This window comes from Pseudoalteromonas sp. Isolate3 (genome assembly GCF_022398505.1).
Lineage (GTDB): Bacteria > Pseudomonadota > Gammaproteobacteria > Enterobacterales > Alteromonadaceae > Pseudoalteromonas > Pseudoalteromonas apostichopi.
Window position 1 is genome coordinate 1 of the sequence record NZ_JAKEVN010000117.1, and the last position, 12,690, is coordinate 12,690.

A 12,690-nucleotide genomic window follows, 5' to 3' on the forward strand; every position below is an offset into this window, starting at 1 on the left:
TATTAGAATTATAAACTTATTCATGAGCATCCTTGTTTTGTAACGACCTCATCAAAGGCCTGTTTTAGTTGGCTAAAATTAGCTGGGTATATAAAAACTTAGCGATTTGTATCTTCCCTTCAAGTGCTGTTCACCTGCTTGTTCATCAATGTAAGTACGTAGACTAGTTACACTATCAAAAATAATGCTTGCTGGTAACTGGCCTGATTATTAGTCCACTTCATGACTTTAAATGTGCGCACATGAACAATATTTCCTCTTATTTGCTTACCGTTTATCTACGAATAAGAATATGCAAGTAGGCAATACAAAAATCCCCGCTTAAAGGGCGGGGATTTTTTATAAGAGTAATTTTCTAATTACTGAGTAACGCCTTCAGCGGCAACTGGCTCTGCTGGTTTTTCGTCACTTAATAAGTACTTATCTAACCACTGCTCTTGCTCCCAAAGCACATGCAGCAAGCTCTTACGAGCACGATAGCCATGCGCCTCATAAGGTAACATCACTAAGCGGGCTTCTTTACCTAAGCCTTTTAATGCAGCGTACATACGCTCACTTTGCATTGGGAAGGTACCCGAATTGGGATCTTCTTGACCGTGGATCATCAGCATAGGCTCATTGATTTTCTCAGCGTGGAAAAATGGTGACATAGCCGCATACACATCTTGTGCTTGCCAAAAGTCACGCTCTTCACCTTGGAAACCAAATGGCGTTAGGGTGCGGTTATAAGCACCACTGCGGGCAATACCGGTTTTAAATAAATCGCTATGGGCTAATAAGTTCGCCACCATAAAGGCACCATAAGAGTGACCAGCAATGGCAATTTTGTCTTTATCTGCGACACCTTTTTCTACAAGCACGTCTACCGCAGCCTTGGCACTTGCTACCAATTGTTTACGGAATAAGTCATTTGGCTCTTTCCCGTCAACACCCACAATTGGCATTTTCGGGTCGTCAAATACGGCAATACCTTTTGCAAGATAAGGCATTGGCCCCCAATAACCGATATAGGTAAATTCATACGGCGACTCGCGCATTTGTGACGCAACAGCTTTATCTTTATATTCTAGCGGATAAGCCCACATTAGAACCGGTAACGGGCCTTGAGTTGAATCATAACCCGGCGGCAAATAAAGCGTACCACTAAGCTCAACGCCATCATCACGCTTGTATCGAATTAACTCTTTAGTCACTCCTTTAAATTCTGGGTAAGGGTGCTCAAAGGTCGTAAGTTGAGTCAGGGTTTTATCGTCTAGGTCGCGAATAAAGAAGTTAGGTTGCTCAGTTTTAGATTCGCGAATAGTAATTAAACGCTCGCCTTCGTCATCAAGCATGGCACGTATACGTTCATAGTATGGCGCTTCTGATTGCCAAACGCGTGTTGTGGTATTGGTCTTTACATCATAACGGTCTAAAAACGGAATATTGCCTTGTTCAGATGCACCGTTACCGCGTAAGAAAAGATAACGCCCGCCAACGACTTTTAATACGTCAGCGCCTAAATCATTCTTTTCATATATTGGGTAACCTGGATCTTTGTAGGCATCGTTATAGCTACGCTCAGAAAATAGCACTCGGTTTTTATCTGCATTACGTGGTTGAATAACAAATGTGCGAACTTGTCGGTCGCTAAAGCGCCATTCAGATAACAGAGCAACATTGCCATTACCCCAAGTAATTGAATCAAATCGGCGTTCAACTTTAGCAAATAACTTAGCATCACGTTTAAAAGGTGCTCTTAGGCTATAAAGGTGATCGTGATAAGGCACGTCGGTTTTCATATCGCCGCCGTCTTGTGCTTCTGCCCAAATTACCTCAGCCCCTTGATCTGCTCGCCATTGAAAATCACGGCGACCAGTGCGAACACTGTCATAGCCTTGTGGAATGTTATCAGCTAAAGGCTGCTTAGCAAGCTCTGCTAACGTATAGCCACGCATGCCCCAAATTTGCCAAGTAGCTGCAAATCGACTGTAAGGCACTTGATACGAAAATGGCTCATCAATCATGCCAACCAAAATATTGGTTGAATCTGGTGAGACAGAAAACGATTTAATTAAGCCCGGCTGACCAATCGGTTGACCTTGACCACTGAGCGGAATATAAGTCAGCTGGCTTTGGGCAAAGAACTTAAATTGCGCTTCATCATAAGGGCTTGTTAGTAAGTTTTGATATGTACGGGCAGGCGCTTTTTCACCACTACTTTGTTGAATAACCGGCACAACCTGCGAGCTGTCGTTGCTTAAGCGAGCTTTACCTATATTGACCGCTGCATTAGCAACAATGGCGCTGCTATCTGGCAACCAAGTATAAGGTGTGCGAGTTAACACTGAATTAAGAGGTGTATCACTTAGCTGGCGGGCTTGCTTAGTACTTACATTATAAACCCATAAATTAGCACTCGATGCTTGCTCAACGACAAACGCCAAGTATTGACTGTCGCTTGACCAGCTTGGTGAGCGTAAAATGCCATTTGGCAAACCAGATACAACAATTTCAGAACCGGTTTCGACATGTTTAAGCACTAACGACGTAAACTTATTTCGTACTCGTGAGCGCGAAAAATTAGCAGGATTAAGCTTAATGCCCGCAAGTTTTAGCTCTTCTTTGGCTAAATCTTGTAAGGTATCGATGCGTTTTCTATCAAATAATGCCAGCCACTCGCCATCATTTGATAAATAACTACTCGGTGCAAGCTTAGCGTCAACCACTGCAGCTAGCGCAGGCGATGGAGTTTGATAACCTTGATTAGCAAAACTGGGTGTGCAAACAGCTGCGCCAATAACTAGCGCAAAAAGCAGTTTAAATGCTTTCATGTTCGTTCCTTTTTCGTTTTTATTTTCGATTCTGTAAACAAGTAGAACATGTTTGCAGCATTTCATAAAGAGTTTCGACCCTTTTGGCAGCCAATCAGTGACTTAAACAGCTAAATTACGCTAAAATAAAAGCACTCTATTCGCCACTTTTTGCTAATAAAAATGAAAAAATCGACAGGCAAAGTCACAATTTGGGATGTTGCTGAACAAGCACACGTTTCAAAATCAACGGTGTCTTTGGTCCTTACCAACAGTGATAAGGTCAGTAAAAAAAGTAAAGAAAAAGTACTGGCTGCCATTGATAAGCTTGGCTACGTGTATAACCGTGATGCTGCAGCACTTCGTAGCAAGCGCTCAAACTTAGTCGCGCTGGTTATAAATGACTTAACCAACCCTTATTCAGCTCAACTTGCTGTTGGACTCGAAAAACACATCTTTGAGCTTGGCATGCTGCCAATGCTGGTGAATATTGCGGAGTCTGTCGAAAGGCAAACTCAAGTGGTGAAAACCCTAAAAGAATACAACGTATCGGCGTTTATTATGTGCCCGGCTCCGGGAACTAAGCAACAGTGGCAAGATGATTTAATAAATAGTGGTTTTCCGGTTATTAATATCATGCGTGAAATTCCATTTTCAGCAGCACCCTGTATTTTGCCTGATAACAAAAAAGGCACACATATTTCGACCAGCCATATTTTATCGCAAGGTATTGAAGAGGTAGCCTTTTTAGGCGGCACGGCAGAAATATCTGATTATCATGAACGTTTAAGTGGTTTTTTAGCTGCGCTTGAGCAATTTAATATCACTGACGAAAAACCCGTTATTAAGGCACCGACAAACCGACAAGGTGGCCGTGAAGCCTTTAATACCCTTATAAAACAAGCACCGAATACCAAGGCCATTGTCTGTTTTAATGATGTGATTGCTTACGGCGCGATTGAAGCTATGCGCCAACACGGCCTAGAGCCGGGTAAAGACATTAAAGTTATTGGCTTTGATGACTTAGAAGATTCGCGCTTAATGTTGCCCTCTCTTTCAACCATCGCCATTAATGCCGATGAAATCGGTAAACGCACCTGTCAGGTGCTAAAAGAACTATTAGATAAATCAACACCGCCAGTTCGCACCTTGGTGGATGTTAACTTAAAAATACGAGACTCAAGTCAATGAAAAAAGTGTTAGTGATCGGCTATGTATGGCCAGAGCCTAATTCGTCGGCAGCCGGCACCCACATGATGTCACTCCTGCGCGCCTTTCGTGCAGAAAACTGGCAAGTTGAATTTGCCAGTCCTGCGCAAAAAACCGAACATATGGTGGAACTCAGCGAAGATGGCATTACCACTCAGGTAATTGCATTAAATTGCTCTAGCTTTGATGAGTACGTGCAAGCGTATAACCCTGATATTGTGATGTTTGACCGCTTTATGATGGAAGAACAGTTCGGTTGGCGAGTCGATAAATACTGCCCTAACGCACTTAAGATTCTTGATACAGAAGATTTACAGTGTCTAAGAAATGCCCGTCACGAAGCTCATAAAGCAGGCCGGGAATTCAGCCAAAGCGATTTACACAGCGATATTGCAAAACGAGAAATCGCCGCAATTTTGCGCTCAGATATCAGCTTAATTATCTCGCACTACGAGATGCAGTTACTCAATGACGTTTTCAAAGTCGATTCTGCCCTACTTCACCATTTACCATTTTTGGTTGATTTGCAGCATATTCCCACTAGCACCAAAACATTTGCTGAGCGCAAACACTTCATGACTATTGGTAATTTTCGTCATGCGCCAAACTGGGATGCAGTGTTGTACTTACAACAGATTTGGCCGCTGATCCGCAAACAATTACCCGATACCGAACTCCACATTTATGGCTCTTACCCGCCACCAAAGGCAACAGCGCTTAACAATCCAAAAACCGGATTTTTAATTAAGGGCTGGGCAGATGATGCCTATAAAGTAATGGAAGATGCCCGTGTGTGTTTATCGCCACTGCGTTTTGGGGCTGGTATTAAGGGTAAGTTACTCGAAGCGATGATCATGCATACGCCGAGCGTAACAACCCCTATTGGTAGTGAAGGCATGCATCAAGATGAGCCATGGTCAGGCGCAATCTGTGAAGATGCACAGCAATTTGCAGATGCTGCAGTAGCACTTTATCAAGATGAAGCGTTATTTACTCAGGCACAGCAAAATGGCCAGCAGTTATTGCAAAAATATTATGATAAATCAAAACTTCAGTCGCAGTTAATCGCTAAAATTACCGCCATTAGTGAGTCATTAGCGCAGCATAGACAGCAAAATTTTACCGGCCAAATGCTTAAACATCACACCATGCGTTCGACCCAATACATGGCGCAGTGGATTGAAGCAAAAAATAAGTAATTTTGCCGTAAATAACACTAGACATAGCGGCTTTTGTCGCTAAAATCGCGCTGGTCAATTTAAGCGATATAGTCTAGCTATTAGACTATATCTTATTGAATTTTGGTCTATCCTTAACTGAACAATTTAACCTTTGGTTCAAAACGCCTTTGAAAACCGCAACGTTTACTGAAAAACGAAAATTTATCGTGAAGCTTGGCAAAATGCTTCATAAATACGGTACACCTGCATACCGACTAGAAGCACACTTAATGGAAGTTGCGACTTACCTCGGTTTGAAATCATCTTTTGTTATGTCGCCAACATCCGTGACTTTTGTGATCTGGACTGATGGCCATGAAGAAGAGTACACCCATGTTGCGCGTGTTGATCCAGGCGATCATGATTTAGGCTCGCTGGCAGATACCGATGACCTAGTAAACAAAATGCTAAATGGGGAGCTGACGTTACAAGAAGTCGATAAACAGCTCGATATTATTTACACTATGCCGAACCCATATAATAAATTTATGACCGGCGTTGCGTTTGCAACCTCGGGTGGCGCGTTTGCAATGTTGATGGGTACCAGTTGGAATGATGTTTTTTGGTCAGCACTCATTACCTTAGTTGTGTATTTATTTGTGCTTTGGTCAACGCGTTCTAAGCGTGTTGCACATATGCTTGAACCATTAGTTGCCATTGTATCGGCGATTATAGCCTGTGCTATTAGTGTCTATATTGATGCCCAAATTAACATACGACTGGTGGTACTTTCAGCCATCATTGTGTTTATACCCGGCTTAGCATTAGCCCTCGGTTTAGCAGAGTTAGCAGCTAGGCATTTAGTGTCTGGTACAGCTCGGGTTATGGACTCATTCATGCTGCTGTTTAAGCTGTATTTTGGTGCTTTTATTGGTATCGGTATTGGTTTTGCTATTTTTGGCCAAAGTGACTTTGTGCAACCCGAGCCTTTACCTAAATGGACGGCTTGGCTAGCTATTTTCATGCTATGTAGCAGCCTAATCGTCATTTTTAGAACCAAGCTAAAGCATGCTGTTTGGTCTATTGCATCTGGCTTTATAGCGTATGGTACAAGTATTGGTTCAGCCATGTACCTAGACTACACATTAGGCACATTTGTAGGCGCATTAGCCGTGGGCGTTTTTAGCAACTTATTCAACCGCGTTGTCAATGCTCCAGCCTCCATTGTAGCTATGCAAGGTCTGATCGTATTGGTACCAGGTAGTAAAACCTATATTGGTTTAAACTCACTGATAGAAGGCCAAGATTTCGTTTATGCAGACCATATTGGCCAGCAAACCTTTTTGATTTTCATGTCTTTAGTGGCGGGGCTTATCTTTGCTAACGTCGCGCTGCCACCGAAGAAAAGTTTATAACTTACTAAGCCCGAGTTTCTCGGGCTTTTTTACGCCCTCGTTTTTATAAGCCGACTTTGCTTATCAGCAACAAACTGATATAACTCTTAAGTGCATGTGGTAAATATAAAAAGGATTTATTCAGTGATAAGATTGGCTTGGCTGTTATGCAGCTTTTTCGCCTTTAATGCGTTTGCAGAACCCCAGTGTATTAACTGTCATCAAAGCCAAGTTGAAGACTGGCAAACATCCCATCATTTTCATGCTATGGAAAAAGCCACTCCCACCTCGGTGCTTGGTAATTTCAATGAGCAAACCCTTAACTACCAGGGCCAGCAAGCGCGCTTTTATCAACAAGACCAACAACTTTTTATAAGCATGCCAAACCTAGATGGCAAGCAGACTGACTACCTTGTTTTATACACATTTGGCTATGAGCCATTGCAGCAATACATGTTTGATATGGGCAAAGGCCACATACAACTATTTCCCTTTGCGTGGGACTCACGCAGTAAAACAGACGGCGGGCAGCGCTGGTTTGTACTGCATCCTGAGCAGAAAAAGCATGACCTATTTCATTGGTCGCAAAAAGGCCAAAACTGGAATCATATGTGTGCTGATTGCCACTCAACTGATTTCAAAAAGCAATTTGACCTTAAAACGAATAGCTTTGATTCAAGTTACTCAAGTATTAACGTGAGCTGTAAAGCGTGTCATGGCGATACACAAGCTCATTTAAAATGGGCTGATGGCGATAGCAGCATTGCTGATAAGGGCTTTACTCATAATATTAAAAAGCAAACCCCGCTTTTTTCTCAACAAGCCGATGGCAGGATGCAAAGCGTACAGCCACTTGTAAAAAGCGATCAGGTACAGGTGTGTGCAACGTGTCATGCTCGGCGCTCACAGCTTGATGACCGCAAAGACCCACATAGTTTTTTACAACACTTTCAAGGCTCATTACTCACTCCTGAGCTTTACCATGTTGATGGTCAAGTATGGGATGAAGACTATGTATGGGGTTCATTTTTACAAAGTAAAATGTTCAACGCGGGGGTAACCTGTAGTAACTGTCATAACCCTCATTCGGGTAAATTAAAGCTACCGGGCAATCAAACCTGTACGCAATGTCATAGTCATGAGATGTTCGATACACCAAAACATCACGGCCATAAAATGGCAAGTATGGGTAGCCAATGTGTCGATTGTCATATGCCCGCGACCACCTATATGCAAGTAGACGCCAGACGTGACCACAGTTTTCGAGTACCTCGCCCAGATTTAACATTAAAAACCAATGCCCCTAATGCGTGTAATAGTTGCCATGAAGATAAAACACCACAATGGGCCGTCGCAAAAATGAAAGACTGGCATCCAAATTCAAAACATCTTGGCACTGCGCATTTTTCTGAGGCGTTTTATGCGGCAGATAACCGCCTGCCTAATGCGTCAACTATGCTGACTAAAATAGTGCAAGATAAAAATTTTCCTGAGATTATCCGTGCATCAGCACTGAGCCGTTTAGCAGCAAGTCCCGATAATAATGCCGTTCTTGCGATTGCTCGCTCAGTAAAAGACAGCGAGCCCTTAAAGCGTCAAGCTGCGATTGAAGCAGCGATGCCGCTTGATATAAACCAGCGCTGGCGCCTGTTAAACCCATTGCTTGATGATGAGCATTTACCAATCAGAACCGAAGCCGCAAGAGCTCTGTCGGCCATGTTAATTCAACCGTTTCCGGCCGGTCTTAATGTGCAAGACAGTAAACGGTTAAATGCAGCGCTTGATGAATACAAAGGCCTCCAACAATACCAAGCCGAGCGCGGCTACTCACATACCAATTTAGGTAATCTTGCGCTCACATTACAAGAACCAGAGCAAGCCAAAGCACATTACTTACAAGCAATCAGTATTGAGCCTATTTTTGCTCCTGCTTATGTTAACTTAGCTGATCTATACCGCAATCAAGGCGATGAGAAGGCAGCACAAAAAATCTTAAAACAAGGCTTAACGGTTAATAAAGAAAGCGCCGATATTCATTATGCCCTCGCCATGAGCCTTATTCGCTCCAAACAAAAAGACATAGCACTTACACATTTAAAAAAAGCTGCCCAGTTCGCAGAAGATAATGCAAGCTACCAGTATACTTATGCGCTGCTGCTACAAGATTTAGGTAATATGCCAGCAGCAATATCAGCCCTTGAGCGTGCTTTTAATCTAACACCGAATAACCCTGATATTAGCTACAGTTTGGCGCAGTGGTATGTGGCAGAAGAGAACTACAGCCAAGCGTTGTTTTATGCAAGAAATCTCGCTCGTTTAGTACCTGGCAACCAGCAAGTTCAGCAATTTGTTAAGCAACTAGAAATGATGAATAGCATCAATTAATTGATAGTTAGAGGCTAAGAGAAGCTTTTTAAATTTAGCAAGTATTATATGCTTTAGACAATTGAACTCGATTAATAAATAAGCTATAAGTAGCGAAAGAAAGTATATCTATTCTAATATTTTGTGTAAGGACAGCACATGACTTCTCTTCAATTTACTCCACTTATCCTCATTTTCTCAGCTTCATGCTTTGCAACTGAACAAAAAGAAGTACAAGACATGTCTGATCCACTGGCTGTTTATACACAAGCCGGTACCGGTGCGACAAACAAGGGCCTTAATTTTAAAGTGGGTCAAGCATACGATACAGGTATAGCTACAACTGCTGGCATGAATGTTATTGAAGTCAAAGGTATTTATGGTGATGTGCTTGGTTGGGAAAGCGATAGCAGAACGACAGATTCTATTGACTCATTTCGCTTTCGTAATTTCTCGGTTGACTTAAGCTCAATGAGTGCAACACAGATTGATGCTAACTATAACCTCAATGCCAACCTTGTTGCTGACGAAAGCATGGATGTCTCATATAGCTACATTAAAGCCCTTAAACCTATGGGACGCTTTACGTTTTACCCATTAGCTGGAGTCGGTGCATCGCTGGGTGAAAATACCCTAGAAGATGACGGCAGTCGTGACAGTGGTTATTCCATTATGGGTGCATATGGTTTAGTGGGTATGTACGCAAAAATTACTATTAACGATAAAATTTGGCTTAACTACAATCCATTTTGGCTAACAACTATCGGCGGAAGCGATAACTATAAAGATCACTATTATGGTTTAAACCAAAGCCATATTTTGACTCACGAATTTGCAGCCAGTTATCAAATTAACCCACGTATGAATCTACGCTATTTCGCAAACTGGAACGAAAACCTTGACTTCTTAGATGGCGATCATCGTCTCGAATTTAACTATCAGCTATAAATTAAAATGTGAAGTAAAAAGAAACAACAAGGTAAGGGATTAAGTGAAAAACGTTGTACTAATAAATATGCTTACAGCAAGTTTGCTCAGCACACAAAGCTTTGCATCGAGTTACGATGAATATGCAATAAAACCCGCAGAGCAGCAATTAAGTAATCAACAACAAAAAGTTGATGAACCTATTTCATTTCTTCCTATACCAACCTTTATTACAGAGCCTGCTGTAGGGCCAGGCCTTGGGGTTGTTGGTTTGTTTTTTCATGACAACGAAAAGAAAGCTAAAAAGAAGAAAAAAGAAGGCTCGACCCTGCCACAAAGCATCAGTTTAGTAGGCCTAATGGGCACTAAAAATGGTACCAAAGGCGGCGCTGTTGGCCACATTACGTTTTGGGATGAAGACCGAATTCGCTATCAAGGGATTGTTGGCTGGGCGAGTATAAACCTTGATTTTTACACCTTTGACGAGATTAAACTACTTACACCTTTATCGTTGAATATTGAAGGCCCTGCGGTGTTTCAAAACCTTAAGTTACGTTATGACGACAGTAACTTCTTTTATGGCTTTAAGCAGATATATCGTCAAGTTGATATTAGCTTAGCCGAAAACCCTATCGAAGATTTTCTGCTCGAAAATGATATTATCAAGCAACATCTATCGCTTGATGTAAATACCTCAGGCATTGGTCCGTTACTAGAATACGATAGCCGAGATAACCCGCTGAACCCAGAGCGGGGCTTTAACTATAAGGCCGAGTATTTATATTATGATGAGGCTATTGGCAGTAAGGTTGATTACACCAGTCTAAAGCTTACCGCCTTAAATTACTGGCGTTACACCGATAAATTTAACTTTGCCCTGCGCATGCAATATGACTCAGTAAATAACCGTGGTAAAAAACGCTTACCGGTTTATATTCCACCAAGTATTAGCTTACGGGGTGTATCTGCAACTCGATATCAAGGCCTTGATGTGTTTGTGGCCGAAGCAGAAGCAAGTTATAAAGTCACGCAGAAAATAAAGCTTAATTTATTTACTGGCATGGGCTGGGCTGCCGATAATTTTTCTGATTTATCTAAGGCTGAAACCATTGATACTGTTGGCGCAGGCTTTCGTTATTTAATTGATGAACATTACGGTATTAGCATAGGCATAGATGTTGCGCATGGCCCTGAACAAAACGCAATTTACATTCAGGCGGGTTCTACTTGGTAATCGAAACTAATACTTTTGTTATTATTTTAATAACTGATTAAACCTAAAGATTGAATTAATTTGTTTCACTGCTATTATCAATAGCTCAATAAACATTCAGGGATTGAACGGATGCATAAAAAAGTATCAACCAACCATTATCCATTCAAAGATTTTAAACCACATGGCCTTGTCGAGTTTTATCAACATGAACATACTCTTTTAACGACTGCCATAGGGCCTTTCAACGAAGAGATTATTGACGCGCACTCTTTTATGCAAAAAGATTACATTAATAAACTCACCACTGATTATGGCCAATGGTTTGAATTGGTTGAGTTTGAAAACTCATGCATGGCAACTCCTGGGGCACTCGAAAAGCTGATGGTGTACTTTGTAGAACTGCGACGTAAAGGCATTGCACCAGCAAAAACAGCCTTTGTCATCAAAGAGGGGCTTGAAGGCGGAAGCTTACTTACCGATACCTACTGCAATTTGTATAAACGAGCAGGCATGGTAATGAATGTGTTTAAGTCAAAAACAGCGGCCCTAAACTGGTTAGCAGAAGAGTCTGTTACTGAATTAGCCTGTTAATACACAATTTAGTTTAAAAAGTGTTGCTCTTCTTCACGCAAGGTCAACACTTCAACTCCCTCAGCCGTTCCCGCTAAAGTATGCTCCCATTGCGCAGAAAGCTTTTTATCTTTTGTAACTACGGTCCAACCATCTGGCTTAGTTTTTACCTTAGCTGCCCCTTGATTGATCATTGGCTCTATCGTAAAGGTCATCCCCTCTTTTAGTACAAGCCCCGTATTTTTCTTGCCGTAATGTAATACTTGTGGCTCTTCGTGCATTTGCTGGCCGATGCCATGACCACAGTACTCTTTAACCACACTATAACCATGTTGATGAGCAAAATTTGCAATCGCATTACCAATATCCCCCAGCCTCACACCTGGTTTTACCATTTTAATTGCGTGCCACAGGGCTTGCTGGGTAGTGTCTACCAAACGTTTTGCTAAAGGCGATACATCACCAATTAAGTACATTTTGCTAGAGTCAGCTAAATAGCCATTTTTCTCGAGAGTGATATCAATATTCACAATATCGCCTGCTTTCAAAATGCCTTTGTCGCTTGGAAAACCATGACATACCACCTCATTCACAGAGGCATTTAATACATAAGGGTAGTCGTACTGCCCTTTACTTGATGGCCTTGCTTGTAACTGCTCAACAATGTAGCGTTCAACGAGATCGTTTATTTCCATTGTAGTCACGCCCTCTTTTACTAAAGGGTCAAGATAAGCAAATACATCAGCAAGTAATCGACCAGACTCTCGCATCAATGCAATTTCATCTGCATCTTTAATCACAACCTTACTCATCACTTACATCCTTAGCCTTCACATCAGCTTGGCGAAGTTGCTCTTTAATAATATCGCTGTAGGTCATGGTAGGATTAAGCTCAGCAAGCATGCCTATTTTAATCCAATACTCAGATTGCGAGTTAATTGAGCGCACCATCGCTGTACTTGCTTTACGGATTTCTTCGTGTAGCTCATCGCTAATTTTAACAATACCCATCATATGACCTATATATAAAACATATACAGATCGTATTCATATTATAT

At 41.9% G+C, this 12,690-nt stretch carries 10 protein-coding genes; 7 read left to right on the plus strand and 3 right to left on the minus strand.

The annotated features are described in order from the left end of the window. Positions 1-359 precede the first annotated feature (359 nt). Positions 360-2,813 carry a prolyl oligopeptidase family serine peptidase gene (locus L1D46_RS17295; protein ID WP_130052780.1) on the minus strand — a complete coding sequence of 818 codons (2,454 nt, stop codon included), beginning with the start codon at positions 2,811-2,813 and terminating at the stop codon, positions 360-362. A 162-nt stretch (positions 2,814-2,975) separates the two neighbouring features. On the opposite strand from L1D46_RS17295, the gene L1D46_RS17300 reads away from it, so the two are divergent. The 7 genes from L1D46_RS17300 (at position 2,976) to L1D46_RS17330 (ending at position 11,653) form a co-directional block, all read left to right on the plus strand. Continuing rightward, positions 2,976-3,983 (plus strand): LacI family DNA-binding transcriptional regulator, encoded by a 1,008-nt coding sequence (locus L1D46_RS17300; protein ID WP_130052781.1) that lies wholly within the window; start codon positions 2,976-2,978, stop codon positions 3,981-3,983. Next, on the plus strand, positions 3,980-5,200 hold the full coding sequence (locus tag L1D46_RS17305) for a glycosyltransferase (RefSeq protein WP_130052782.1): 1,221 nt from the start codon (positions 3,980-3,982) through the stop codon (positions 5,198-5,200). Before L1D46_RS17300 ends, L1D46_RS17305 begins: the two co-directional genes overlap by 4 nt. A gap of 149 nt (positions 5,201-5,349) precedes the next feature. Beyond that, positions 5,350-6,576, plus strand: a complete 1,227-nt coding sequence (locus L1D46_RS17310) for a threonine/serine exporter family protein (RefSeq protein WP_082401625.1) — start codon at positions 5,350-5,352, stop codon at positions 6,574-6,576. 123 nt (positions 6,577-6,699) lie between these two features. Beyond that, positions 6,700-8,940 (plus strand): tetratricopeptide repeat protein, encoded by a 2,241-nt coding sequence (locus tag L1D46_RS17315; protein ID WP_239977938.1) that lies wholly within the window; start codon positions 6,700-6,702, stop codon positions 8,938-8,940. A gap of 138 nt (positions 8,941-9,078) precedes the next feature. Further along, positions 9,079-9,867: a hypothetical protein gene (locus L1D46_RS17320; RefSeq protein WP_130052783.1), complete on the plus strand. Its 789-nt coding sequence runs from the start codon at positions 9,079-9,081 to the stop codon at positions 9,865-9,867. A gap of 43 nt (positions 9,868-9,910) precedes the next feature. After that, positions 9,911-11,080 carry a BamA/TamA family outer membrane protein gene (locus L1D46_RS17325; protein ID WP_239977939.1) on the plus strand — a complete coding sequence of 390 codons (1,170 nt, stop codon included), beginning with the start codon at positions 9,911-9,913 and terminating at the stop codon, positions 11,078-11,080. A gap of 111 nt (positions 11,081-11,191) precedes the next feature. Beyond that, a complete protein-coding gene (locus L1D46_RS17330) occupies positions 11,192-11,653 on the plus strand; it encodes a hypothetical protein (protein ID WP_130052784.1) in 462 nt (153 codons plus the stop codon). An 8-nt stretch (positions 11,654-11,661) separates the two neighbouring features. Here L1D46_RS17330 and map read toward each other — a convergent pair whose 3' ends face one another. Continuing rightward, a complete protein-coding gene (gene map, locus L1D46_RS17335; RefSeq protein ID WP_239977940.1) occupies positions 11,662-12,444 on the minus strand; it encodes a type I methionyl aminopeptidase in 783 nt (260 codons plus the stop codon). Further along, the gene (locus L1D46_RS17340; RefSeq protein WP_119853080.1) at positions 12,437-12,643 is read right to left on the minus strand and encodes a ParD-like family protein; all 207 of its coding nucleotides are present in this window, start codon (positions 12,641-12,643) and stop codon (positions 12,437-12,439) included. The genes map and L1D46_RS17340 overlap by 8 nt, the downstream gene beginning before the upstream one ends. Positions 12,644-12,690: the final 47 nt, after the last annotated feature.

Excerpts from the sequence above, each read along its gene's own strand:
- L1D46_RS17300 (WP_130052781.1), top strand. The coding sequence starts at position 2,976 with ATGAAAAAATCGACAGGCAAAGTCACAATTTGGGATGTTGCTGAACAA.
- L1D46_RS17340 (WP_119853080.1), bottom strand. The coding sequence starts at position 12,643 with ATGGGTATTGTTAAAATTAGCGATGAGCTACACGAAGAAATCCGTAAA.
- L1D46_RS17305 (WP_130052782.1), top strand. The coding sequence starts at position 3,980 with ATGAAAAAAGTGTTAGTGATCGGCTATGTATGGCCAGAGCCTAATTCG.
- L1D46_RS17295 (WP_130052780.1), bottom strand. The coding sequence starts at position 2,813 with ATGAAAGCATTTAAACTGCTTTTTGCGCTAGTTATTGGCGCAGCTGTT.
- L1D46_RS17320 (WP_130052783.1), top strand. The coding sequence starts at position 9,079 with ATGACTTCTCTTCAATTTACTCCACTTATCCTCATTTTCTCAGCTTCA.
- map (WP_239977940.1), bottom strand. The coding sequence starts at position 12,444 with ATGAGTAAGGTTGTGATTAAAGATGCAGATGAAATTGCATTGATGCGA.
- L1D46_RS17330 (WP_130052784.1), top strand. The coding sequence starts at position 11,192 with ATGCATAAAAAAGTATCAACCAACCATTATCCATTCAAAGATTTTAAA.